24 protein-coding genes and 1 pseudogene are annotated in these 26,413 nt (G+C 41.9%); 21 read left to right on the top strand and 4 right to left on the bottom strand.

Going from position 1 to position 26,413, the window contains the following annotated elements; genetic code table 11:
* Window positions 1-347: 347 nt before the first annotated feature.
* The 18 genes and pseudogenes from DWX32_RS03200 (at window position 348) to DWX32_RS03115 (ending at window position 18,970) form a co-directional block, all read left to right on the top strand.
* Window positions 348-1,745 carry an ATP-binding protein gene (locus DWX32_RS03200; RefSeq protein WP_112483362.1) on the top strand — a complete coding sequence of 466 codons (1,398 nt, stop codon included), beginning with the start codon at window positions 348-350 and terminating at the stop codon, window positions 1,743-1,745.
* Between the two features lie 154 nt (window positions 1,746-1,899).
* The gene (gene tnpA / locus DWX32_RS19780) at window positions 1,900-2,241 is read left to right on the top strand and encodes an IS66 family insertion sequence element accessory protein TnpA (RefSeq protein WP_173841882.1); all 342 of its coding nucleotides are present in this window, start codon (window positions 1,900-1,902) and stop codon (window positions 2,239-2,241) included.
* Window positions 2,234-2,587: an IS66 family insertion sequence element accessory protein TnpB gene (tnpB, locus tag DWX32_RS03190; RefSeq protein WP_055227435.1), complete on the top strand. Its 354-nt coding sequence runs from the start codon at window positions 2,234-2,236 to the stop codon at window positions 2,585-2,587. Before tnpA ends, tnpB begins: the two co-directional genes overlap by 8 nt.
* Window positions 2,588-2,738: 151 nt before the next feature.
* Window positions 2,739-4,274 carry an IS66 family transposase gene (gene tnpC, locus DWX32_RS03185; protein ID WP_118659250.1) on the top strand — a complete coding sequence of 512 codons (1,536 nt, stop codon included), beginning with the start codon at window positions 2,739-2,741 and terminating at the stop codon, window positions 4,272-4,274.
* 358 nt (window positions 4,275-4,632) lie between these two features.
* Window positions 4,633-4,812, top strand: a pseudogene (locus DWX32_RS03180) (AAA family ATPase); the annotation flags it as partial.
* Between the two features lie 48 nt (window positions 4,813-4,860).
* On the top strand, window positions 4,861-7,311 hold the full coding sequence (locus tag DWX32_RS03175) for a hypothetical protein (protein ID WP_118659248.1): 2,451 nt from the start codon (window positions 4,861-4,863) through the stop codon (window positions 7,309-7,311).
* Window positions 7,312-7,472: 161 nt separating this feature from the next.
* Window positions 7,473-8,375 (top strand): sugar phosphate nucleotidyltransferase, encoded by a 903-nt coding sequence (locus tag DWX32_RS03170; protein ID WP_118659247.1) that lies wholly within the window; start codon window positions 7,473-7,475, stop codon window positions 8,373-8,375.
* 18 nt (window positions 8,376-8,393) lie between these two features.
* Entirely contained in the window at window positions 8,394-8,993 is a 600-nt protein-coding gene (locus tag DWX32_RS03165) for a VanZ family protein (protein ID WP_243037544.1), read from the top strand.
* A gap of 153 nt (window positions 8,994-9,146) precedes the next feature.
* Window positions 9,147-9,530 (top strand): SMU1112c/YaeR family gloxylase I-like metalloprotein, encoded by a 384-nt coding sequence (gene gloA2, locus DWX32_RS03160; RefSeq protein WP_118659246.1) that lies wholly within the window; start codon window positions 9,147-9,149, stop codon window positions 9,528-9,530.
* 67 nt (window positions 9,531-9,597) lie between these two features.
* Window positions 9,598-10,446 (top strand): hypothetical protein, encoded by an 849-nt coding sequence (locus tag DWX32_RS20060; RefSeq protein WP_243037543.1) that lies wholly within the window; start codon window positions 9,598-9,600, stop codon window positions 10,444-10,446.
* 56 nt (window positions 10,447-10,502) lie between these two features.
* Window positions 10,503-10,838: a helix-turn-helix domain-containing protein gene (locus tag DWX32_RS03150; RefSeq protein WP_243037542.1), complete on the top strand. Its 336-nt coding sequence runs from the start codon at window positions 10,503-10,505 to the stop codon at window positions 10,836-10,838.
* Between the two features lie 178 nt (window positions 10,839-11,016).
* On the top strand, window positions 11,017-11,229 hold the full coding sequence (locus DWX32_RS03145; protein ID WP_330421808.1) for a hypothetical protein: 213 nt from the start codon (window positions 11,017-11,019) through the stop codon (window positions 11,227-11,229).
* Between the two features lie 21 nt (window positions 11,230-11,250).
* On the top strand, window positions 11,251-12,075 hold the full coding sequence (locus DWX32_RS03140) for a TIGR04255 family protein (protein WP_330421811.1): 825 nt from the start codon (window positions 11,251-11,253) through the stop codon (window positions 12,073-12,075).
* Entirely contained in the window at window positions 12,056-12,238 is a 183-nt protein-coding gene (locus tag DWX32_RS03135; RefSeq protein WP_118659244.1) for a hypothetical protein, read from the top strand. The genes DWX32_RS03140 and DWX32_RS03135 overlap by 20 nt, the downstream gene beginning before the upstream one ends.
* 425 nt (window positions 12,239-12,663) lie before the next feature.
* Entirely contained in the window at window positions 12,664-12,834 is a 171-nt protein-coding gene (locus tag DWX32_RS03130; RefSeq protein WP_243037541.1) for a Kiwa anti-phage protein KwaB-like domain-containing protein, read from the top strand.
* An 81-nt stretch (window positions 12,835-12,915) separates the two neighbouring features.
* On the top strand, window positions 12,916-16,689 hold the full coding sequence (locus DWX32_RS03125) for an HD domain-containing protein (protein WP_118659242.1): 3,774 nt from the start codon (window positions 12,916-12,918) through the stop codon (window positions 16,687-16,689).
* 323 nt (window positions 16,690-17,012) lie between these two features.
* Window positions 17,013-18,209, top strand: coding sequence for an AAA family ATPase (locus tag DWX32_RS03120; protein ID WP_118659241.1), 1,197 nt, complete (start codon window positions 17,013-17,015; stop codon window positions 18,207-18,209).
* Window positions 18,209-18,970, top strand: coding sequence for a hypothetical protein (locus DWX32_RS03115; protein WP_118659240.1), 762 nt, complete (start codon window positions 18,209-18,211; stop codon window positions 18,968-18,970). The genes DWX32_RS03120 and DWX32_RS03115 overlap by 1 nt, the downstream gene beginning before the upstream one ends.
* Before the next feature lie 363 nt (window positions 18,971-19,333).
* Here the strand turns inward: DWX32_RS03115 and DWX32_RS03105 are convergent, their stop codons facing one another.
* Entirely contained in the window at window positions 19,334-20,506 is a 1,173-nt protein-coding gene (locus DWX32_RS03105) for a sensor histidine kinase (protein WP_118659239.1), read from the bottom strand.
* On the bottom strand, window positions 20,503-21,150 hold the full coding sequence (locus DWX32_RS03100; RefSeq protein ID WP_022461282.1) for a response regulator transcription factor: 648 nt from the start codon (window positions 21,148-21,150) through the stop codon (window positions 20,503-20,505). The genes DWX32_RS03105 and DWX32_RS03100 overlap by 4 nt, the downstream gene beginning before the upstream one ends.
* A 133-nt stretch (window positions 21,151-21,283) precedes the next feature.
* Here DWX32_RS03100 and DWX32_RS20700 point away from each other — a divergent pair, with 133 nt between their 5' ends.
* The 3 genes from DWX32_RS20700 (at window position 21,284) to DWX32_RS03085 (ending at window position 23,359) form a co-directional block, all read left to right on the top strand.
* The gene (locus tag DWX32_RS20700) at window positions 21,284-21,427 is read left to right on the top strand and encodes a CD1871A family CXXC motif-containing protein (protein ID WP_055218540.1); all 144 of its coding nucleotides are present in this window, start codon (window positions 21,284-21,286) and stop codon (window positions 21,425-21,427) included.
* Entirely contained in the window at window positions 21,420-22,334 is a 915-nt protein-coding gene (locus tag DWX32_RS03090) for a 4Fe-4S binding protein (RefSeq protein WP_022461281.1), read from the top strand. Before DWX32_RS20700 ends, DWX32_RS03090 begins: the two co-directional genes overlap by 8 nt.
* 83 nt (window positions 22,335-22,417) lie before the next feature.
* On the top strand, window positions 22,418-23,359 hold the full coding sequence (locus tag DWX32_RS03085) for a TlpA disulfide reductase family protein (RefSeq protein WP_118659238.1): 942 nt from the start codon (window positions 22,418-22,420) through the stop codon (window positions 23,357-23,359).
* Between the two features lie 376 nt (window positions 23,360-23,735).
* Here the strand turns inward: DWX32_RS03085 and DWX32_RS03080 are convergent, their stop codons facing one another.
* The gene (locus tag DWX32_RS03080; RefSeq protein WP_117804788.1) at window positions 23,736-25,205 is read right to left on the bottom strand and encodes a PTS transporter subunit EIIC; all 1,470 of its coding nucleotides are present in this window, start codon (window positions 25,203-25,205) and stop codon (window positions 23,736-23,738) included.
* Window positions 25,206-25,458: 253 nt separating this feature from the next.
* A complete protein-coding gene (locus tag DWX32_RS03075) occupies window positions 25,459-25,938 on the bottom strand; it encodes a PTS sugar transporter subunit IIA (RefSeq protein ID WP_118659237.1) in 480 nt (159 codons plus the stop codon).
* Window positions 25,939-26,413 lie beyond the last annotated feature (475 nt).

Raw genomic sequence — 26,413 nt, 5'->3', positions numbered from 1 at the left:
GTGTTAAGGTAAGTGACATTGGGATCTGACCGTGCGTCCAGCAAAGGGTATATAGTCCGGTGGGTGGAAGCCCCATCAAATAAGCTGCTAACCACAGCATTTGAAGCGAGTCTTGAGTCTGCCGCGGCAACGCTGTAGGCTAAGCGTAGACAGCAAGGTAACAGGGATAGCTAGTGAGCGCCGAAATCCCAAAAGAACCAGAGGGCCGACATCGTGGTCAGGATGGAAGGCAACATATGTACTTATCGTTATTTTACTTGACTTTGCAGATTATCTGATTTATTATACTCGTAAAGAAGTAACTTACGAGTTACTAACTCACGAGTATAATTATTGGAGGTGAGCAGATGAGTCAATTCTATTGCCGTGAGGATGAGCTGCGGAAACTGAATAAACGGTATGCAGGTGATAAGTTTGAGTGCATTGTCATCTACGGCAGACGGCGTGTTGGTAAAACGGCACTGATCAACGAGTTCTGCAAAGATAAGCCTACCATTTTCTTTTCTGCATTGAACACGACAGGAAAGGAAAATCTGGAAGCTCTCTCAAAGTCGATTATGAGTTTTGAGCGGCCGGATATGGAGTCTGCACCGGAGTTCAGGTCCTATGATGCAGCTTTGGATGAGTTGACAGCACTTTCAAAGGAAAAGAGGATTGTCTTTGTCATTGATGAGTATCCTTATCTTGCAAAAGCAAAACCAGCTATTTCAGCGATGCTGCAGCACATCATCGACCACAAATGGACAGAGTCCAAGATGTACCTGATTCTTTGCGGCTCCTCTATGAGCTTCATGGAGAGTCAGGTGCTTGGAAAGGAAAGTCCGTTGTATGGCAGACGTACTGGCCAGTTTAAGATTGAGCCGCTAGACTATAAAGAAACCGCTGTGTTCCACCCAAATCTGTCTGCAGAAGACAATTCCCTGATTTATGGGATCACGGGAGGAGTTCCCCACTATATCAATAAGTTGGATGTGCGAGATAGTGTGGATGAAGCTCTGTTGGATAATTTCTTTGACCGCTCCAGCTATCTGTATGAGGAACCGGGGAACTTACTGAAGCAGGAACTCCGGGAGCCGGCCATTTATAATGCAATCATTAAAGCGATTGCAGAAGGTGCTTCCCGAATGAACGATATCAAGATGAAGGTCGGCGAGGAAAACTCGGTCGTATCGAAGTACCTGAAAACGCTGATCGACCTTGGCATTGCGAAGAAAGAAACACCGATTACAGAAAAACCGGGTAAGAAAACCATCTATCTGCTGGCTGATAACTTCTTCCGTTTCTGGTATCGGTTTGTGCCAATCAATATGAGTGCCATTGACTCTGGCAGAATTGCAAAGACCTATCCACACGCTGTAAAGCAGTATCTTCCTGATTACATGGGTCTAATTTATGAGAAGATGTGTCAGGATTACCTGCTCTATTATTCGGATAGCCTTCCTATTGAGCTGAGTGAAATCGGCCAGTGGTGGGGGACAGACCCGAAGAAGAAAAAGCAGATACAGATTGATATCGTCGGAACTCCTGTTGAGGGCAAAGACTATATCATCGGTTCATGCAAATACCGGAATGAGAAAATCGGTGTGGATGAACTCGATTTGATTCGGGATTATGCCTCAGTTTTTGGAAAGGGCAACAACTATCACTACTATATCTTCTCGAAAGGCGGATTCACAGATGGACTTCTTCAGGCACAAGAGCGAGGTGAAGTTCGGCTGATAACGCTGGAAGACCTTTACAAGTAAAAATTCTAATCAACCCTGCTGGTGAAAGCTGGCAGGGTATTTTTATACCCATTTTTAGCCTGTCTGCTCGTAAGTAGGTAATCATCCGTATCTGTTTTTTTGTTTTTTATTCTGCTACAATCTCCTTAAAACTCAGGAGGTATTCTATATCACTATGAATAAAGAAGAAAAAGCAAAACTCTGGTCTGACCGTATCCAACAATACCAGACCAGTGGACAAACATGTAAACAATGGTGTACAGAAAACGGTATCCCTTTATCTACGATGGGATACTGGATCCGCAGATTTGCAAAAGAAGAGCCGGCATCCGAATCTGAACAGGATATGGTCTTTGTCAGACTTCCATCTGAGCAGGAAGCTGCCAGAAAGCTGCTCTCTGAGGAATCTTCATCGGTGCGTATTTTTATTTCAGACAGTATCCGTATTGAAATATCTGATTCCTGCAGACCGGAACTGATGGAATCTATACTGGGATTCCTGCAGCGCCATGCTTGACCTGGCAGGAGGAACAACGGTATATCTTTCCTGTGGTGTCACTGATCTGAGAAAAAGTTACAATGGTCTGGCGGCTATCATCAAATTAAAATTTCACCTCGACCCATACTCACGCTGCATGTTTGCGTTCTGCAACCGTCGGCGTACTTCTATAAAGATCCTTCAATGGGACGGATCCGGATTCTGGATCCTGATGAAACGGCTCGACCGTAATGCTTTTCACTGGCCGGATACTCCAGATGAACTCCGTCAGGTGACTCTGAAAGAGATCCACTGGCTGTGTGACGGGCTCTCTTTAAATCCCAGGGGTGCATTTGAGGAACACCATCCAAAGATCATCCTGTAAGCATAAGACAGCGGAGCTGTCAATCCCGTAAAAATCATGAAAAACATGGCATTCCCAGCGTATTTCCTATATCCGGAAACGCAGTTTTTTATAGGAAAACAGCTGGAACCATGATATACTTTTTATAACGCTAAAGCAGGGAGGACAGGACATGGAACCGATCTTTACAGATAAACAGCTGAATAACATGAGCCGTGAAGATCTGATCTCATTGATAAAGATCGTACAGGAACAGACAAAGAAGAAGGATACAGAGATCCAGCTGCTGAAGGATAAACAGAAAGAACTCGAATTCTTAAATGCCATGCTCTCTGACCGTCTTACCCTTGCGCAGAGAAAACAGTTTGGGGCATCCAGTGAAAAGTATGCCGAAGGCTATGAACAGATGAACCTGTTCAATGAGGCGGAAGCCAATGCGGATGCGGAAACAGAGGAACTTTTTGAAGAGATCCGGCCATCCTCTTATAAATGTAAAAAAAGAAAAGGAAAGAAGGAAGAAGATCTTTCCAATTTTGAGACCGTTGCGACCAGGACCTATAAACTGGAAGGGGAAGCCCGTTACTGTCCGGAATGCGGATCCATGAAAAGTCCGGAAAAAGAACCTTCCCTGATCCGTGGGAGCATTGCTACACCTTCCCTCGTAGCAGGTATCATGAACGCTAAATATGTAAACGGGATGCCTCTGGCACGTCAGGAAAGAGAGTTTGCCAGATATGATCTCGATCTCTCCACAAAGACTATGGCGAACTGGATCATAAACTGTGCAGACAGATACCTGAAACCGCTGTATCAGCTGATGAAAGAGGAACTTCTGGAAAGCAGATATATCCATTGTGACGAAAGCCGGATCCAGGTACTCGGAGAACCGGATCAGAAAGGGACGACCCAGAACTGGATGTGGGTATATCTCACGGATGAATTCAGTGGTTCCCCGCAGATGGTACTCTTCGATTATGAAAGGACCCGTGCGGGATATCATCCTGTAAACTTTTTAGGGGACAGGTTTCATGGGTATCTGACCTGTGATGGATATCAGGCTTATCACAGTTTAGGAGAAGGTATCATAGTAAGCGGGTGCCTTACCCATGCAAGACGACGTTTTGATGCAGCCCTCACAGCATTAAAAAAAGACTTTACAAAAGAACAGCTGAAAGAGACCATTGCATATCAGGCGATGTCAAGGATCGGGATCCTCTATAAGATCGAGGAAATGATCCACAATAAAACACCAGAAGAAAAATATGAGGAGCGCCAGAAACAGTCCCGTCCAGTTATGGATGCCCTGTTTGAATGGCTGCATACGATGGAAGATTCTGTAGACAGGTCTTCCCTTATTGGTGATGCCATTTTGTATACGCTTAATCAGGAAGCATATCTGAAACGCTATCTGGAAGATGGCCATCTCAGTATAGACAACAACAGTGCAGAACGTGCATTGAAAAACTTTGCAGTGGGACGCCGCAACTGGCTGTTTGCCAAAAGTGTACGGGGAGCTGGTGCCAGTGCCCTTGTTTACAGCATTACAGAAACGGCACTTCTGAACCATCTGAAACCATACGCATATCTGACTTATATATTGGATGAACTCAGAAAAATGGGAGCTTTTCCTAAAGAGGAAGAGTTAAAGAAACTGCTTCCATGGTCAGAAGATCTTCCGGAATACTGCCGTACTAAACTAAAAAAATAATACTAAGCCATCTGATATAGAATTTGGCAGACAGCCAGAAACAGTATCAGATGGCTTTTATAAAATGTCAATATACGGATGATTACCTACTTACGTATAGACATCCGGAAAAAGCTTGCGATCCGGGAGCGTCTGGGAGGTATTTGACAAAACACTGTGGGAGAAGTAGACTATGAGAAAACAATCTGGTCAAGTTCATAGCAGGGAATCTTCTGCGACTCTCCAACTGACAGTAAGTTTACTCTATCAAGAAGATAGGATCAACTTGCCATTTGAGTTCCCAGATGGTAAAATCAAAATACACTGGGATATAATATCCTTTGCCTGTTAGTATAGCTTCGGAAAGGAGCGTTGAAGAATGGCAGCGACGTTAAAACTTCCGGTTGGTATCGAAGATTTTAAGAAAATTCGCCGGCAGGGTTTTTACTATATTGATAAGACAAGACTAATTGAACAGTTTCTTGACAGATGGGGAAAGGTAAATCTTTTTATAAGGCCCCGCCGTTTTGGTAAGACCGTTCTATCGTTTACGTTTGAGAAAAGATAGCAAATTTGACACTGCCCTTACAAATGAGGAGGATGTTCTATGGAACTAGAAAAAATATACCAAGCGATTATAACTGGTAGAGCAATGCTGATTACTGGTTCAGGTGCTCATATGACAGCATTGGGGATGAATGGGGAAAAATTTCCGTCAGGTGTTGCATTAGCGGAAAGACTTTATAAATCTGCTGGAATTGTGAACCCGGAAAATCCATATGATTTGCAGGATGCAGCAGACAGTTATTTGGAAACAAAAAGCTCGGATGAATTAATTGCAGAGTTAAAGAAGGTACTGTATGTCTCGAAAGTACAGAAAGAACATGAAATATTATATGGACAAGACTGGCAGAGAGTTTACACTACCAATTATGATGAGGTGCCGATTTTAGCATCCAAGGATATGGAAGAACCGCTTTATGCGGTTACCCTTTCTGATGATGTCAAGTTGGAAAAAAGTAAGAAAAAACAATGTGTTTATATTAATGGATATATAGGAAATTTGAGTGAGCGAACACTTCAATCGGAATTCCGTTTGTCAGGTCGAAGCTATGCTTCTGAAAGCTTGAATCAGAACGCATGGGGCGCTATTTTTTCGGATGATTTGACAACGGTTGAATGTGTAGTTATTGTGGGACTTTCCTTAGATTATGATTTGGATCTGAAAAGATTAATTTATGCACAGAATGTGCACGAGAAAATAGTATTTATTGAAGATAGTAAAATTTCAGAAGATAAGAAACGAAAGTTAAAGAGATATGGAACGGTTTATGCGATAACAATGGAAGAATTCACGAAAGGATTAGATAAATATAAAAGTGATCATCCAATGCCTGTCAAAATGACAGATTTTCATATTTATCAATGCTTTGAGGTGGCCAGGGAAAAAAATACCATAGAGAAAGCTACTTCTCTCGAAGTTCATAATTTTTTTATGACCGGTCAGAGTGTAGATAGCTTATGGCATACCGATAGAGGAATCTATGATAATTTAATTTTTCGAAAGCAACTAAAAGAAGTAAAAGAGGATTTGAAAAATAATTGTAGAGTTATCTATGTACATGCTAATTTGGGAAATGGAAAAACGATTTTCGCAGAATGTTTGAAGCATCTGTTTGAAGACGAAGGGTATCAAATTTTTACTTTAAAAACAGTTTATATGAAAAGCTTACCAACGGACGTTCAGCATATTGTCGAAAGCCCAGGAAAAAAGTTGGTTATTATAGAAAATTATTATAATTACATTAATGTATTGGAGAAATTTGCTTTTTATTCCCTGGAAGACGTTCAGTTTATTTTGACAGCACGTACGGTTCTGTATGATACTCGGATTCGGGAAGCAAATGAAATATTAAAAGTGGGGGAAGGTGAGAGTAAAGTCATTGATTTAAATAAACTGAATGAAAAAGAATTAAACGTCATGAGCAATATTTTGCGAAATAATGGCTTATGGGGAAATTTGAGTAATCTTTCCAGATCGGAAAAGAAGAAAAGATTAAAAGACAGAAAATGGGGAAATTCAGAGTTTCAGAGTATTCTTGTAGATGTTGTGAATTCTACGGATATGAAGAATAAAATAGAAACAATCGTTTCAGGTATAAAATCAGTTTCTGTGTCATATTATGAAGTCCTTATTTTAGCATTACTGGTAAAAATCATGAGCTTAAATATAGATGCACAGGATATTGGTAAAATTATCGGAGTTAACGCGGCGTTTGATCCGCGTTTTACACAAGATGAAAATGTACAGGAGATTTTAGATTTTTCGAAGGAAGCAACAGATTTTCGCATTAAATCGGCTGTTACAGCGAATTTGATCCTGAAAGAATTGGACTGTAATGATGTGATTATAAAAGTATTGGAATTGACGGCAGAATACGCGAATCGATATCGAACGATTAATCGTTATGAGAACATTTTAAAAAATATTATATCGTATTCGCATGTAAATACATTCCTTTTAAAATCGGGTCAAAAGGAAAAGTTTTTGGTGAATTATTATGATAGCCTGAAAGAGTTGGAGTATTATAGGGAAAATACATTTTTTTGGCTTCAGTATGCGATTGCTTGTGCGAATATCGGAAAGTATGATCTGGCACAACGTTTTCTGGAAGCTGCATATAGTTTCTTTCACGATTCTGAATATACAGTTCCATTTCAGGTAGATACACAGCAGGCAAGACTTTATTTATTGCGTATTGAAAATGAAAAAAACGTGGATGTGGCAGATTACTTTGAAAAAGCCCATCTTCTGTTGATGAAACCGGCAGTTTCTCTGAAAGACAATGAGGAAAAACAAATTCAGTTATTGAGGAAATATGTAGCTCCAGCAGTATTAAAAAAATTGCCGTCGGATTTTAAGGACAGATATCGGAGATATTGCGGAGAAGCATACAACAAAGTGCATGAATTTTTGAAGAAGAACAGTTCTGTACAGGTGATAAAAAATTATCAGAGAATGGAAAAACAGTTATTGAAAGCTTCTCTTGTGAAATAAGAATTATCTGAGGTCTGGAACGTCGTCGAAATAGGATTGCGTGAGGAAAAAGCGATGCGCAGAGCTTCGGAACGGATTTTCGGAGTAGTATTTGAGAGAGAAAATATGCTTTCGGTAAGTGTTAGAAAATACGAGGAGAGGAACATTATGAAAACAACATTATGAAAACAACATTACTTATCATGGCCGCCGGAATCGGCAGCCGTTTCGGAACAGGAATCAAGCAGTTGGAGCCGGTAGATGCTTCGAATCGTATCATCATGGACTACTCAATCCATGATGCAATCGAGGCCGGTTTCAACCATGTAGTTTTTATTATCCGCAAGGATATCGAGAAGGAGTTCAAAGAGGTGATCGGTGATCGCATCGCCGCGATCTGCGCCGATCATCAGGTAACGGTAGACTACGCGTTCCAGGATAGTAACGACATCCCGGGCACTCTGCCGGAAGGCCGTACAAAGCCGTGGGGAACCGGTCAGGCCGTGCTTGCAGCAAAGAATATTCTTAGCACACCGTTCATCGTGATCAATGCCGATGACTACTATGGCAAGGAAGGTTTCCGTGCCGTCCATGAGTATCTGGTAAATGGCGGCAAGTCCTGTATGGCTGGCTTTGTGCTGAAAAACACGCTGTCCGATAACGGCGGCGTAACCCGTGGTATCTGCAAAATGGATGAGCAGAACAATCTGACCGAGGTTGTGGAAACCAAGAATATTGTAAAGACCGCAAACGGAGCGGAGGCAGATGGCGTGGCTGTCGATGTGAATTCGCTGGTTTCTATGAATATGTGGGGTCTGACTCCTGATTTCCTTACCACATTGGAAGACGGCTTCCGGGAGTTCTTTGAGAAAGAGGTACCGGGCAATCCTCTGAAGGCAGAGTTTCTGATCCCGATCTTCATTGGTGAGCAGCTGGAGCAGGGAAAGATGTCTGTGAAGGTTCTGAAAACCAATGATACCTGGTACGGTATGACCTACCATGAGGATGTCGCAGCAGTAAAGGACAGCTTCAAAAAGATGCTGGAAAACGGCGTGTACAAGGCAGATCTCTTCTGTGATCTGTAAACCATGATGCAGGGAACCATGGAGTTGCTCGGAAAAATCATCACAAATATTTTGATGGCTTTGTATGAACCATTTGGATTTTCGCTTCTGCTTTCTTTTATGACTATGTTTTTTTACCTGTATGCGTATGAACCGGGCGAAGCGGGCAAAGGCTGGAAGAGCGCTCTGGTGACATGGTACGAGAGGTTCAAGGAAAGAGTGTTCTTTCGAAAATTGTTTCTATTGGTATTCGTGACGTCGATGATCCTGTTCCGAACGCTGTTGAATCGAAATTTGTGGTTGAATCCGCTGTCCAATGTTTTGGACGGATGGGGCATCTGGAAGACAGTGAATGGCGAGCAGGTGCTGACAACAGAGGGCATCGAGAACGTCATTATGATGGTGCCGTTCACCGGTGTGCTCATGTGGACATTCGAAGAAAAGACAGGAAACGGCTGGAGAAAGATATTGTGGGATAGCGGAAAGACAGCATTGATCTTTTCGGTAGGTATTGAGACGCTGCAATTACTGCTTCGTCTGGGTACGTTTCAGCTGTCGGACATCTTCTATAATACAGTTGGTGGAGTGTTTGGCGGATTGATGTACTACGGAATCAGGAAGGCAAGAAAGCGTCTATAGAAGAGTATTGTTTTGTGGTAGGAAAAAAATAAATGCCGTGTGTGGAACACAAGGCTCTCCCCGGAGCTGAGGCACACACGGTATATTTTGAGAGCTGATATATAGTTTATAACGGAAATAAAATGAGATAGAAGAAATGGAGTGTGACAAAAAATGAACTTATCTAAAATACATCATATTGCAATCATCGTATCCGACTATGAAGCCGCAAAGGATTTCTATGTGAACAAGTTGGGATTCTCTGTCATCAGAGAAAACTACCGCCCGGAGCGCAAGGACTGGAAGCTGGATCTTCGTGTCAATGAACACACGGAGCTGGAGATTTTTGCTGAGGAAAACCCGCCGAAGCGTGTGAATCGCCCAGAGGCATGTGGTTTGCGTCACCTTGCCTTTTGCGTGGAGAGTGTGGAGCAGACAGTGAAAGAACTGGCAGAGGTGGGAATTAAATGTGAGCCGATTCGTGTTGATGATTATACCGGCAAGAAGATGACCTTCTTCCATGACCCGGATGGACTGCCGTTGGAGCTGCATGAGTAAAGAGGTGGACAAAATGATATTTCGTAAGGCAGAAAAAAAAGCTTTCAATGAGCTGGTGCTGTGAGTTATGGGAGAGAAAAGAGCATATAACGCCAGAAAGCCTGGCGGCGGTCGAAAGAAGTTGAAGCCTGAGTATGATGCCGGGGAGAATCTGAAAGAACAGATGGATGCTGCTGTGGCGCTTTATGAGGAGGATTGCTCCCTCCAATCCATCGCAGATGCTCTGGCTCTAAACCCCATCAAAGTAAGAAAGCTGCTTATCACGGCTGGTGTGTATGAATCGGAAGTGGCGGAGAAGGTACAGGATACCTTTGAGGAGTATCGAGAAACACAGAACTATAAAGAAGCCATCCTCTCAACCGCAAATACTCTTCAACTCTCCAAAGCCTCCGTCACCTCATACCTGCCATATCAGAAAGGCGTGTACTTCCCGAGTACAGCAGATAAAGAGAAAATCAGTGTTGGAGCAGAGCGGCAGCGGAGATACAGAGTGATAAGAAAACTGAGATCAGAGCCGACAGAGGAGCACCTGTGGGAGACGGTCTTGCTTTATTGTGGTGTGCAATTTAAAACCTATTCCGGCTTACCCTTTACCTATGAAATACGAAAGGGCAGAAGCGGCGAATATACAAAGGAATTGTGGATCGACCGCCGAGGGAAGAGCAAAAGCCTGGCGTGGAGTTCTGTGCTGCTGGCACTTGGGAATATCAAAAAGGTAGGAGAAGTAGTTGAACGACCAAAGGCTCTGAGTGACATCCGGGGTGTGGCTTACATCTATGGGATGTTCTATCGCTTCGGACTGATCGATGTGCCGAAAGAAGTGAAGGAAAAGAAAAATGATCGAGGCAATAAAAAACAGAAGAAGGGAAGAGAAGATATGCTTGAAGAAAATATAAAATTTTTTAGGAGACTTTAAAAAAAAAACTATCATTTATGATATGATCTATATAATATATGCGAGAGGAAAAATATATGGATTACGATATTGAAATGAATAAGAAGGATTACCAAAGAGAAAAAGAAGCTCGTGCGAAGCGGTTGGAAGCATATGCGGAAGCGATTCAAACGATCACTTTGCAGAAATCGTCCAAAGTGATAGAAGAACTTATAGAGGAGAGACGCAGGCAGGGGCTGACACAGCAGGACTTAGCGGATATGACGGGAATTCTTGCACCGAATCTGGCGCGGCTGGAGAGCAGAAAAAGGGTTCCAACACTGGTCGTGCTGCAAAAATACGCTTCGGCGTTAGGAATTCACATTGAAGTAAAATTGTGTGATGGAACAGAAGAGGAGGAAAAGAAAAGCTGATTTGTTTCCCAGCGAAGAGATGTGAAGGAATTTAGTTTTGATTCACATGACAACGATAGGGTATGATGCTATAATGAGTTTAAAAATAAGAAACGGGGTGACGTTACATGATGTATCCATATATGACACTGGCAGAAGAAACGGAGATTGTTCATTCACAAATCGTTGAAAAGATGGAATGAAAAAATGGATTGTAAACTTTGAACGGCCGAAAGAAGATGGATTTGATTCGGCAAGATGTGAATTGCTTGATTACAAATGGACAGAACGTCAAGGGTATTCGGATGAAGAAATAGCAATGTTTGAAGAACTCCTGCATAGTAATGCTCATTTGCTATACCGGTATGCAGAGAATGGGGGGATTGGGGTGAAGAAAGATGGACAAAAATAGCATTGATAGAAAAAAACTCAAATACAATTTCCTAAAAAAATTATTATTAGATTTGATTATGACGGAATGGATGATACAGAGCTGGACCAGGTAATATCTAGCATAAGTATGGAATTAAAAAAGCATGATTATACGAGCAGGACTGTTGAGACTGAAAAGGAAATGCAGTTTGAATTCAATGATCCTGAAAGTGGCGATTATGCTGAACTGTATGGAAAAAAGATACGTGAGCAGAAAGTATTTGTATTTCATAATGAAAATCCACAGATAAAATTAAGCATATCATCGTCTTGTGCATGTATTTCTATTGAAGAAACAAAATACGTGGATTGTTTGAAGCATTGTGATGTGCTTTGGAAGGTGATGTCAATTATAATATCTGAGCCTGAACAAGTTCCATTTTTTATATTTAAAAGATTTGGGTTGAGAAAGATAAACCAATGTTTTTTAAGAGACATAAATCGTCTGAACGAATATTTTGAACCATCACATTATCATGTTTTTAGAATTCAAGGTGAAGATAATATAAAAGAGAAAGTTATGCAGATAAGGGACAGTCTGGAAATAGCAGGTTACAATGCAAATCTGATTAGAACTCTTGTTAGAGGAGAATTACGTGGAGAAGAGGCCTATCAGGTAAATTATGATGCAGATATGTATTTGATTGATTCGCAAAGTATTAAAGAACTGATGGAAAATAAAGAAAAAATTATGCAGATGAACGATTGGCTTTTCGAATTATATAAGGATGCAGTAACGGAAACTTTTTTAAATCAATTGATTGATGGAAGTTTTGACAAAGATATGATTATAGGAGTAGAAGCAAATGGCGAAGATACAGTTTGATACACAATTCAAAACACCGTATATAACCAGCTATGGAGAAAAGCAGCAAAAGAAAAACAAAAATGAATTTGTTACGGACTATGCAGTAAAAGCAGCAGATACAGTAATAACGATAGAAACAAGACCGAAAAGAAAAAGAGTTAAGATCCGTTTGGTAGAATAGCGATGCGAAAATTATTTTTTGAAGATTCATTGAAGCTGGAGCTGAATGTGATAGGATATCATGATCAAGGAGAAAGTGTTGTATTTTTTATCAAAACAGATGGGATGGTAGCGTAGACGGGTCTTGTGGACTGTTATAAGACGGAAGAGCAGAATGCAGTTAAAATGGTTCTTGAAAAAGAACGGATAAAGAAGGTAGATTTTGTGTGCTAGACACATCCTCATGATGACCATACCAGAGGTTTGGATGAAATATGGAAGGAGTATTGTACAAAGGAGACTTGTTTTTGCTGCTCAGATATCATAGAGGCGGATTTAGAATTGTATTCAAAAGAGCAAAAATGCTTTTTGAAAGTATTGCGGATGTTCACACGTCACCGAAAAGGGAGAAGATGAAAATTATGTACCTCAAGGATGCTACACAGGTTGAGAGACTGGAAAGACAAATTTGAAGAAAATCAAGAGGGTCTGATTGTTTTAAATACATATCAACAGGTCGAAGATTTGATTGACTTGCTGGATGAAAGATATACAAGATCAGATGTGACAAATCAAGAATATGATACCGATGTGAAACGGGTGGCGAAGCCGGTATAGGTGAATATATGCAAAAATTATATGGGAAAATCTTTTAGTTATACGAGAAAACATATTTGATAGTAAAGGGGCAAAATACAAATGAAAACCAGACGAATCACCTTAGAAACGCATCTGCACAAGATAGCAGAATACGATGAAACTGTAAAAAATCTGGAAAGTGTATTCAATATTCAGAAGCAGAAAGTTACAAGATATATCGGCTCTGTCGTTACGTCATTTCCAACTTATAGTACGCACGATGCCGTTCATTCCATGAATATTATTTCAGCGATCGAAAAGATTCTTGGACAAAAGACGATCAAGAAAATGTCGGGCATTGATACGTTTTTAATCTTAATGTGTGCTTATATGCATGATACAGGAATGCTGTATTCAGACGAAGAAGTGAAACAATTATGGGAAACGGAGGGATTTCAGGATTTTCTCACTTCTGCCAGAAAGAGAGAAGATGAAGTAGGAAGAGCTGCGCGGAAGATTGATAAGGCAGAAAAAGGAGAAGGATGTTCGGTTCTTGAAGTACGCCGTTCTGTTGCTGTGATTCTGATGGAGTATTTCCGCCCAAGACATGGCCAGAGAATCAAGCATGTGACAGATGCCAGAACAAGTGAATTTGGTTCATTACTGTCGATAGATGATTCATTCCTGCCAGACAGAATTATTCATAACATCTATCGGATATCCATGGCGCACAACTGGTCGTTTGAGGATATTTTAAAAGAAATGCCATTGGCAGATTCATTCGGTGTTGAAGAATTCCATCCGAGAATGGTTGCATATCTGATCCGTATGGGCGATTTATGTGATATGGATAATAATCGTTTTAATGGTGTTGGAATCAAAGTATTCGGCAATCTCGGAGAAGAAAATCTTGCACATTATTTCAAACATAAGAGTGTAGAGACTTTACATATATCTTCGGATGGGATAGTAGTTGTTGCCAATGTCTGTTATGATATGATTCAGAGGGAATGTGAAGAGAACTGGCTGAAACATATGGAGAAAGCAGAACGGGATTCTGCACTGAAAAATATATTTCAGAATACGGTGAAAGAGCATATCAACTGGAAATCCTGGCTGGAGCAGGAGGTTACTGCAGGAAAGATGCATTCAATGGAATTATTTCCAGAGAAAAAGTTTATTTCTGTTCCTGAACTGAAGTATAAGATTTTGATTGACGGAGAGGAATCCGAATCTACACATAAAAATCTGAAGTTTCTTTTCTCATCTGAAAAGGCATTTAAACTGATTGAAGATATCAGCATTTACCAGAATAATAAATTGATTTTTGTGAGAGAACTGATACAGAATGCACTGGACGCAACAAAGATGCAGTTATACAGGACGTTGTCTGCGTATGGCTTTCAATTTAATGAAAAAACATCGCCGTTTGATGTAGAAAGAGCATATCCCAATATTTTTGAGGAGCATGCGATTATGATTCACACAGACTATAGTCGTGAAACGGGAAAAGTTTATTTTTCGATTCGGGATAAAGGGATTGGCATCAGCATGGATGAGTTTAAACGTAATATTCTGACAACAGGACGAAGCTGGCCGGAACGAAAAGAATACCAGGATGAAATCAAAAGAATGCCGGAATGGCTGAGACCGACAGGGGCATTTGGAATTGGACTGCATACGGTATTTTCAGTAACAGATTCCCTGACGATACGAACTAAGTCCGATAGTGAGAACAAGGCAAATGAGATGACATTATATTCAGGGAAAAAAGGTGGTTATGCATTTTGCAAGAAAACGAATCAGACTCTGCAAAGGGGATCAGAATTTAGTTTTTCGTTTCTGTTAACGGAAGAACTGAAAGAATGGGTAACCGGAAGTAATGGTGGAAAATTGTTTCTCGAAAATGTAAATGATGGAATACAAAAGGAAATTAAAAAGATAATGGAAACGTGGTGCGTAACACCTATGGTTTCCATCTATGCGGATCAGGATTATGGAATACCAGCTTTTTCGCAGTCGACCTGGTACAATGAACTGAGCAGAACAGAAAAAGAAAATCAATTGATTGATCAGTCTGTCGAGTCAGAACGATATCATTTTGCGTTTACAGATGACTACCGGTCGATAATGGTGTGGGATCGGGAGAAGAATTGCGTATTAAGTTTTGGAATGGAGAGCATGGGAGGAGATAACGTTTGCTATAAGGGGATTCGTCTTACAGAAAGGATGGAATCTGGCAAATGCAGTGACAGCTTATATCTGAATCAGATGGATGTGCTGGATGGTGCAGGAAATGATTGGGTGGACGCAGCAAGAATGAAATTATCTCTGGCAGCACGCAGAAAACTGGAAAGCGTTGTGGAAGAGGCTACTGCATTTGCAAAAAGAATATATGTTTTCATGTTGGATGAATTTTATCAAAACAATGATATTAGAAATCTCACAAATGATATTGATGCAATGGCAAACAGAATTTATCAGAAGAAAGAGATATCACTGAAAGAAATATGGACAGAGGGCTGTGTACTTAAGAAAAAATATTGGGGAATGCCAGAGCGGTGGAACCATAAAATGCTTACCAGAAAGACACTGCCATATTTTTTAATTGTAAAAATGTTAGATAAAAGCATAAAACTGTGGGATCCAGAGGCTGGAATGGAAGAGGTGCAGCATATATTTTGCCTTGCAGATCAGTTGATTAAAAGATGGAAAATGGATTGGAACGGAATGCACGGGGAATCTTTTCCACAGCCGGATTTTGATCAGCAGATGCGAACTCTGCTGCAGCATTTTCTGCAGATTGCAGGAATTGGATTTTCCTATGTTGCGTTTGAAAAAGTGAAGTTTGACGATAATGAAAAAAATACGTTGTTTGAATATAAAAATTTGATTACGCAGAAAAGCTTTCAATTTTATCAAAAAGCATTTCCGTTCTGCTCGCAATGGAAATTTACAAAAGATATGTATCAGTGCGTAGAGGAGAGTGCCATAAGCGGGTTGATCCGATGGCGACCGGAATTCAGGAACAGAGTTCCGGATTCTATTAGATGGAAATATTGCCTGCCGAATTCGGCTTTGGATAAAGTGTTTGTGAAATGGAGAGCAGAGCACTGTTTTTCGAATGTAAAACCGTTGGAAATATTCCTGAGATTTTCAGGGATTCCTGAAATTGTATTAGACATACCAGGGGAAAACTGCCCGATTGGAGAAAAAGAGAAAAAAGTATGGCGTAAATTCTGCACAGAGTCCTATCTTAACTGGAAACTGTTTTATCGAATCAGACCATTATCTGAAGCTGCAAAAGATATGTTGAATAAAGAGACGATTGTTTTAAGGAGACCATTTACGACATATATAAGTGAACTGTTTCCGGTTTTCCACAGAATGTCTCTTGTAAGTATGGACGAAAGAAGGATGGAATTCAGCATTCATAACAGTAACACACACGGAGTACAGATAGATTCACAGACGAAAAAGAGAATATTTAAAGAATTCTGGAAAGAAGTAGAGCGGAGCCATGATCCGAAGGGATATGTGGCTATGATTGGAATGGAAGAATATCCGATGCTTGGAATTGAAAATGCAGAAGAACAATATCATGCACAGATTGGAATGCTGGCGAAGTATCCGGAGATACCATTATGGGATTATGGGGCAGGAATCAAAGCGTTTATGGATCAATTCATTGGATGTCCAATTGATGAAAAGAGTCAGGAAATTATAGATCGTATTATTAATTCAGAGGGTGGAAAGGCAGTGATTCATTACATCGCAGTGTACAGAAAAAAGACGGGAGATGATGTGAAAGAAGAGAAAATTGAGACACAGTACAGAGAGTTTTTGAAAGACTTGATTTATTGTTGGGCAGATGGAAGATGCACGTTTGGATGAAAAAACGAAAAATAACAGTATACGAATCCCTGCCATTTTGATTCGCGGAGTTGATATTATGCCATCATTAGCATCATTTACGAGAGTATGAAACTTTTCTGTAAAATAATGTTTAGAAGGTTTTTCTGTGATGCAATAAATATCGTTAGGAGGGTCTTTATTATGGAAAGACAAAAGAAACCTGTATATCGAGTACAAATTTTCAAAACGAAGAAAAATTCTAAAATAAGTTTGTAATTATTTTAGAAAACTGGTATACTTAATTTGAAACATGGCAAAGCTTATGTTAAGCTTGAGCTGGCTTTATGAAGGAAGTGAGTGCTTTGAACATTAAAAAGCTAGTTTTTAAAAATTTCAAGACATTGGAAGAGGTGTCGTTTGAGCCGGGACGTGTAAATGTTTTTATTGGAGCAAATGGCTCTGGAAAAACAACAATCCTTGAGGCTATTGGTTTGCTTTGTGCTGCTATGACAGATCGAGTAGATAACGCAAGTATGCAGCGGAAAGGTATTCGTCTTAGTGTTCCGGGACTTTATAAGTCGGCATTCTCCGATTTAAGGAGAAAAGCACCAACCATCAATTTTGATGTGTCTTGGCGACAAAATGAAAAGGACTATCAATATGGAGTCAATTTGAATGTTCCAAATGAATCGGATTCAGCCAGACGAGACATGTGGCGTTATCATTCGGAAAAATTGACTGTAAATAATCAAACACTGTGGGGAAGAAGCGGTGCATCAAAAACAACATATGATCCGTATGTGGGGTTACTGATGCTCGAACCTAATGAAGAACTTGCTGAGGTTAGACCGGAAATTGAGAAGTTTAAGAACTATGCGATTTATCAACCTAACACACAAGCATTGAGAGGAACGCTCCCTGATCCGTATCAGGTTAATCCTATCGGTTTGTGCGGAGGCAGACTTGCAGAGGCAATTGAAGAAATCATGAGGCAAGATGAAGACGGTGAAAGCTACTTGCAGAATCTTCCACTGGATGAAGTCTTGGAACTGATCGATTGGGCAAGTGGGTTTGATGTGACTGCACCTAAAAAGTCAAGCGTAAATGCTGCTGTTCCGACGACGAGAAGAATTTTGGAGTTCCAAGATCGATATTTGACTTCAAAAACAAGCTTTACCGCTTACGATGCCAGTGAAGGAGCGTTGTATGTTCTGTTTCTTCTTTGCTTGGCATTGCACCCTGATGCACCGGGCATTTTTGCTGTGGATAGTTTTGATCATGCAATGCATCCTAGACTTGCGAGAGAGACGACAAAGCTGCTCTGTAAAACAATTCTGGAACAGGATAAGACTGTTTTTGTAACAACCCACAACCCTCTGGTTTTGGACGGACTTGATTTAATGAATGATGATATAAGATTGTTTGCAGTAAACAAGAGCAGAAAATCAGGTCACACATCTTTACAGAGAATTCAGGTGACTAAGGAGTTAATGGATTCTGGTTATTCTCTGTCGAGATTGTGGACAGAAGGACGGTTAGGGGGCGTACCAAATCTGTAATGAAAACGATAGGAATTGTTGCAGAAGGCCCACGGGATTTTGAACTGATTGCTGCAGTCATTGATACAATTACCAATGAAGAAAACGATTATCAAATGATTCAGCCAGAACCCAACATGATCGGACAGTTTGGAAATGGTTGGAAAGGTGTCTGGAAATGGTGTGAAGACAATCAGGGAAAGCTGAAGGCCTATATGCATTCCTTGACACCAGTACTTGATCTTTTGGTTGTCCATATGGATGGAGATGTCCAAAGATGCGAGAAAGAAGTCCATTGTGTTTGTCAAAGGGCACTTTGTGATGCGCCGGAAGGAGCACATCCGCTTACCTGTGAAAAAATAATTGGAGATAGAAACGAATGTCCGGTTGCGTTACCGTGTGAACACCATGGAAATACTCCAGATGCAGAGGCTGATTTTTTAAGAACATTCATAAGGACGTTGTTGCTTCCGGAAGATGGACTGGCTGTGAGCTATATGATTCCGTTTGATGCAACGGATACATGGATTGTGGCAGCCTGTGATCAGTACGATGATTATGAAACATTACTTGATCCGTGGGTTAATATCATTGCACATTCACCGCAATATCATGGAGTGAAAATTAAAAATCGTCCTAAAAAAGAAAAACGGACATACGAAAAGTTAATTGAAACTGTTTGTGAAAATTGGGATGATGTGGTTGCAAAATGTCCACAAGCAAAACGGTTTGATGAAGATGTGCGTGATTTTTTGATTGAACAGAAAACAGCAAATGTGTGATAAACGGGGCTTCTTTTCGCTGAGGAAAGTGACTGAAGCACATCCGAATCAGTATTATTTTGAGCGAATTGATACATGTGATAATGCGTTGGTTCGCTCTTTTTTTTGCCCAACGGAAGGAAGCATGAAGGCTGTGCCTCATACCGCATGAACCACAGACAGCACCCAGGTGTAATCCGAAGTGCAGCTGTGGCTTATGCGGTTTTGCTTCTGAAACGGGAAAATATTGGGCTGAATAAAATAAAAGTTTCCGAAATGGGAAAATATTTTGATGTTCTGCGTATAATATGCCATACTGAGAAAAAAGAAGAAATGGAGTCACACCAGAACAGATGATATCATCGACTGGCTTTTGGGATGATGTCACTGTGTAAAAACTATCTCAAAGATCGTTCCACCGGACGGGCTGGACTGAACGGTTATTCTGCCGTCATGTACGCGCACGATTTCACGAACCAGGGCCAGCCCAAGGCCTACTCCGCCAAGCTGGCGGCTTCTGGATTTATCTACACGAAAGAATGGTTCAAATATGCGTTCTTTTAATTCAGCCGGGATTCCGCTTCCGGTATCTTCTACGGACAGGCAGATATTTTTTCCGTTCCGGTATGCGGTTATGGTAACCTGTCCGCCGAAATGGTTGTATTTGATTGCATTCTCAACAAGATTGTATACCATCCGGTAAATCAAAATGTCACTTCCGACCATCGTGGTATCTTTACAGTTTCCGATCAGTTTTATCTCTTTTTCCTGGGCAAGCGGTTCCAGATCTACCATTACTTCATCGACAAGAGCGTCAACGGCGATGGTTTCATCCCGCCCTATCGTTTGAAGCTCACTCATATCGAGCAGTGTCTTGACCATTTTGCTGAGCCGGCCGTTTTGCTCTGTCACCATTTTCAGTGTTTGTAAGGTGTCGGCGTCATTGCCTGGATGCGGGGTGGAATGGTATAAATCGAGCTGTACCTGCATGACAGACAATGGGGTTCGAAGCTCGTGTGCTGCATTTGCCGTAAATTGTCTCTGGATTTCAAAAGCATCTGCGAGACGTTCCAGCATCTTGTTATACGAAATACGAAGCTGGTTCAGCTCTTTTACTTTGTTTTCTTCAATGCGCGAATCGGCCAGATTCTGTGCCTGCACCTCCTCGATTTTTTCGGAGAACTCACGAATGGGCCGAAGTGCATGGCCACTGATAAAATAGGTAGCGACACCGCCAAGAAGGGCCAATAAGGCGGAAAGGATCAGGCTGTTTCTTTTGTAGTCTGCTTTATTGTTGTACACCTGAACAGAGAAATCCCTGGCAAATTCATCCCACTTGTCCTCCGGAATGCTGATATAGATTTGATCGGAACCGTCTGCGGTACCGTCTCCGCCCTGATCTCCGGCATCATCGCCCCTGGCATCTACGGTCTCCTGCAGGGAATCGATATAATAAATTCCGTTTTTATAGACAAGCAGGGTCAGACATCCACAGATGACCGCAATATACAGGGTAATGATACAGGTAAGTCTCCACTGCAGTGATATTTTTTTCATCGGTCGGACTCCTCTCGTATTTGATATCCTTCGCCTACTTTATTCAAAATCGGATCGTATCCAAGTACCGCCCTGAGCTTTCGCCGAAGCGAAGACATATGTACGCGGATGGATCCGCTGAAGCTGTCCACGGAGGCATCCCAGACATGCTCGATCAATTCTTCCTGGCTTACCGGTCTGCCAAGGTGGAGAAGCAGATATTCCAAAATTCCGTTTTCTTTTCTTGTCAGGGAAACCAGGGTTCCGTTGGCATAGGCCTCTCGTTTGATGGTATCGAATTTGATCCCGCCACTTTCCAGACAGACATCCTTCTGCACAAATTTTCTTCTTGTCAGACTGCGGATCCGCGCTTCCAGCTCCTGCAGATGGAACGGCTTTTCCATATAATCATTTGCCCCGGCATCGAGTCCTTCTACTTTGTCTGCAATCTGTCCTCTTGCAGATAAGATCAGCACCTTCGTTTCTTCGTTTTCCTTCCGGAGTTCTTTTAGAAGATCCATTCCGTCCATGCCGGGCAGATTGAGATCCAGGACAATCAGATCATAATTTTCTGCCAGGATGCATTCCAGAGCCTCCGCCCCATCATAGCAGGTATCTACCTCGTACCCGGCGGCGTACAGACTTCTGGCAACTGTGTCACACATTTGTTTCTCATCTTCCACGATTAATAATCTCAAAATTTTTTTCACCTGCCCATTTCTTAACAATGATTTTACAACAGCTATTGTATAATATCAGAGTCAGCTGGTCAATCAATAAAATCAAAGGAGCAACCACATTTTGAAATGCAGAAAAATATCTCAAATTGTTCTAGTTATCACAGGCATAGCGATGATGGGCTATGGCGCCGTCAGAGGGGAAGCGGCTGCTGTGCTTGGGAAAGCAATTAAATTATGTCTGGAGTGTGTCGGAATTGGATAAGAAAAAGAAGTTACGATCAAAGAAGATAGCCGGAATACGCGGGTGGATACAGGCAGCGGCCACACTGCTTACCAATCCTCATATCCCCAATTTTTTTCAGGGCAAAATATATCAGGGCAAGGCGAAAACGGTATGCGTACCGGGACTAAACTGTTATTCCTGTCCTGCAGCGACGGGAGCGTGCCCCATCGGAGCCTTTCAGGCGGTTGTCGGATCATCCAAATTTAAGTTTTCCTACTACATAACCGGGTTCCTGATTTTACTCGGCGTGACACTGGGAAGATTCATCTGTGGTTTTTTGTGTCCGTTTGGATGGTTTCAGGATTTGCTTCACAAAATCCCCGGAAAGAAATTCTCCACGGCCAGACTGAAGCCGCTGCGGTATCTGAAATATATCATCCTTGCTGTTTTTGTAATTCTTCTGCCGATGTTTGCAACGAATTCGATCGGGATGGGAGATCCGTTCTTCTGCAAATATATTTGTCCGCAGGGCGTTCTGGAGGGGGCGATCCCGCTTTCCATCGGAAATGCCGCAATCCGGTCTGCACTGGGCAAGCTGTTTTCGTTTAAATTCGGTATTCTGATTACGGTTGTCGTGCTCAGCATCTTGTTTTACAGACCCTTCTGCAAATGGATCTGTCCTCTTGGGGCAATCTATTCCTTATTTAATAAGGTAAGCTTTTTACATATCACGATTGAAAACAGCAAATGTGTCGGATGCAATCAGTGTTCCAGGGCATGCAAAATGGATATCGACGTGTGCCGGACTCCCAATCATCCGGAATGCATCCGATGCGGAGCCTGCATCAAGGCCTGCCCGAAGGATGCGATCCACTATCAGTTTCTGGGAAAAACGTGTCAGAAAAAGGACACCGGAGATCAACAGTCAGAGATCAGAAACCATTGATTAGCAGCAGATCACGAAGCATCGAAGGATGATATTGAATTCTTGTTTTTTACATTATACTATCTTAAAAGGAGCCATAATTTATGAAAACCAAAAGAACTTTTATCCCTGTTTTTACACTCAGCGTAGCATTATTACTTACCGCATGCAACGGAAAAGAGGCTGCAGACACAAAGAAAACGCAGACAACCCAGACGGAATCCGGCACAGAAGCTGTTACGGGATCTGTTGCGGAATCCGGAACCGAAACGGCAGGGGCTTCCGGCACAAAGCTGGACGATTTATATCAGCAGGAGAACCAGATTTTTTCAGATCATGCGGATGTATGGAACAAGGTGTTTGGCATGATGAATAAAAGCACGGCTGATCCGAGCGGAAATTATGGGGATTATCTGGCAGACACGGTTGAAGCCAACAAGGACTCTTTTTCAGAGGACGAGCTGAATACACTGACGGATGATATTGCAACGATACGAAAAATCGAGGAACAGATAGCGGAAATGGAAAACGGCAATACAGCATCGGAAGATAGCAACGCGAAAAACGATTCCGAAGAGGCATCTCCGTTCCGGGATTTTTCGGGTCAGGATTATGATGGCAACACAGTTGACGAAAGTCTGTTTTCCAAAAATGCGGTAACGGTCATGAATTTCTGGTTTACCGGCTGCAAGCCTTGTGTTGCTGAGTTATCCAAGCTGAACGAATTAAACGATGCAATCAAATCCATGGGAGGCGAGGTTGTAGGCATCAACACAGAAACCTTCGACGGAAATCAGGATGCGATCAAAGAAGCAGCAGCGGTTCTTGAAAGCCAGGGTGCGAAATACCGCAATCTTTCCATTGATTCTGCTTCCGCTGCAGGAAAGTATGCCTCCGATATTATGGCATTTCCGACCACAATCTTAGTCGATCGAAATGGAAATATTGTGGGAGAACCGATGCTCGGCGGAATCGACAATCAGGAGAATTATGATACGCTGATGAAACAGATCCAGTCCGTGATTGATGCAGACAGCGCGAAGTAAGACGAGAGCTGCGGCGTTTTTTGGGAGAGAAAATGGGAGTGCGAAAAAACAAAGTTACGTTTTTTCGCACTCCTTTTCATAACAAGATTTAAAAAAAATACATTTACGAAACGATGTACTGTGCTGTACCTGTCCCGAAAAGCTGCTCGGTGCTTAGAACAAGAGCTGAGGTCACACGGCGATTCCCCACATATATGCATATGCACACGTTTTCGGAACCACCAGTAATCCGACCTTTGGTTTTGATAGCAGCCATTTGACAAACAACAGCCTGGTTCCTGCTCTGCGAAAGGGCAGAAAATAAGGAAAACTTTGCGCAATTAAAAGGAGCATACCGCATCAGCGATATGCTCCTTTTGGACTACCTGGGTAAATATTATTCACAAAGTTTGGAGAAAGCGTCAGCTACGAACTGAACCTTTGTTCCAACGATAACCTGTACAGAGGTTTTGCCAGGTTTGATCACGCCTGCCACGCCGGCAGATTTGATTACTTTGTCGTTTACGGCAGTGATATCTTTCACTTCCAGTCGCAGTCTTGTAACGCAGTTATCAATGCTTGTGATGTTTTCTTTTCCGCCGCAGCCTTCCAGGATTTTAGCTGCGATTGCGGTATAGTTATCGCTTGCCAGCTCTACTTTTTTCTCTGCTTCGAGATCGTCGTCTTCTCTTCCAGGAGTCTTCAGATCCCATTTCTTGATAGCAAACAGGAATACGAAGTAGAATACGAGGAATGCTGCGATTCCAAGCGGAATGATCAGCCATATTTTCTGTGCTGCGGGCAGTGAGGATGAGAACAGGAGGTCCATAGCACCGGCGGAGAAGCTGAATCCTGCACGGAAGCCGAGAGCAACTGTGATCATAGTAAAGATACCATACAGTAATGCATAGATTACGTACAGAACAGGAGCAAGGAACATAAATCCGAACTCAAAAGGTTCTGTAACGCCACAGATGAATGCACAAACTGCAGCAGAAGCTACCAGACCGATCGCAGCTTTTTTCTTTGCAGGTTTTGCACATCTTACCATAGCAAGTGCAGCACCAGGAATACCGAACATCATACATGGGAAGAATCCGGACATGTACATACCAAGGCTCCAGGTTACATCAGCAGATGTTTCACCAGCCCAGAAGTGCTTCAAGTCACCAAGACCGATCGTGTCAAACCAGAATACATTGTTCAGAGCGTGATGTAATCCGGTCGGGATCAGCAGACGGTTCAGGAATGCATAGATACCGGCACCGACAACATCAAGGCTGACAATAGATTTACCGATTGCTACCAGAGCACCGAACAGTAATGGCCATACCAGTAACAGAACAGCAGATACAACGATAGAAACAACACCGGAAACAATTGCTACACAGCGTTTGCCGCTGAAGAAGGATAACCAGTCCGGAAGCTTGGTGTCTTTGAAACGGTTATAGCAGGCAGATCCGATGATACCGGCCAGGATACCGATGAACGGGTTTTCGATCTTGTCAAAGGCCAGCGTCTTTGTAGCACTCTCAGCGATGGACGGGATGATAGTTGTAACAACTCCGGTAGAAAGAAGTGTTGTGATCATCAGCCAGGATGCCAGAGCTGCGATTCCGCCGGTACCGTCATTCTTTTCTGACATACCGACACCAACGCCGATTGCAAAGAGGATTGCCATGTTGTCGATCAGAGCTGCTCCTGCTTTTACGAGAAACAGACCGATCAGGTTTACTGCGCCCGAGATCTCGCCGCCCTGCATCGTTGCCGGACACAGCCGGTATCCGATACCCATCAGGATACCGCAGATCGGCAGTACTGCTACAGGAAGCATGAGGGCTTTCCCTAGTTTCTGAAGAAATTTCATATATTTCTCCCTCCTTAAAAGATAATTTATATAACTGGATACCTCCAATTAGATACGTGAATTTACCGAATCCACCCAATATACTTACAAAAGCAAGTGCAGAAAAGACATTGAGAGGGCATTTCGCAAAAGCAAGTGAGAAAAGGCTATAAGCGTACATTTCACAAAAGCAAGTGAGAAAAGCCTTCAAGCGTACATTTCATTTCATAAAAGAAGAGGATGAAGATTCATCTGACGAAAGATCAAAAAAAGATCAGGAAATACTGAGAACGGCTTCGTCTAAGGAAACTTCGCCCTCTTTTTTCAAGCTGATTTTCTCGTAATCATCGGTATTGCAAATCAGTACCGGAGTGACTGTGTTCAATCCGGCTCCGGTGATCTTGTCCAGATCGACATCCATCAGAAGATCTCCTTTTTTGACCTGATCGCCGGCTGCAACGTGTGCGGTAAACGGTGCGCCCTTTAGTGTAACCGTATCCAGGCCGATGTGGATCAGGATTTCGGTTCCGGAGCTGCTTGTGAGCGTGATGGCATGAAGAGTATCAAATACCATGGCTATTTCACCGTCTGTCGGTGCATAAATTTTTCCCTCAGACGGAATCACTGCAAATCCGTCCCCCAGGATTTTTTCGGAAAAGGTAGGATCCGGGACTTCGGAAAGCGGAACTACTTTTCCTTTGCAAGGTGCGTAAAGAACATTTTCTTTACTCTTTCCTTTTAGAAAATGAAACATAAAATTGATATCTCCTTTCGAAAATAAGGTGCGATGTTTTTTTCGGGATATGGATCCGATTTCATCTGTAATTACGTTGAGTGATTTTTTGCGAAAAAATTTGGTATTTTACCCTTTGATCCGTTCTGTTTGACGTAAAAAGTCAACAAAATGCCGTTGGGAAAGGAAACAGAGTATTTGTTAAAAACAAAATTGCATAATTCTACACGAACTTCTCAATAGATTATATACATAATAACTGATGCGTAAGGATTTGTAAATACTTTTTTTGATATTTATGACAAAAGAATCTACTTTCAAAAGGAGAAAAATCGGTAGTTTAACCAATTAATGCGTTACTGCGATAAAAGAAGAATATACACACATTGGGGTCAGACCCCATTACTGTTGTGGGAAACTTTTGGGCGGTTCCTGTTTTTTGGTTTGAAATTCGAAAAATCTTTATACAATCTTAATGCCATGGAAAAGGTATTTA

The organism is Blautia sp. AF19-13LB, assembly GCF_003479105.1.
Classification (GTDB): Bacteria; Bacillota; Clostridia; order Lachnospirales; family Lachnospiraceae; genus Fusicatenibacter; species Fusicatenibacter saccharivorans.
This window is presented reverse-complemented; position numbering and strand designations above follow the sequence as displayed.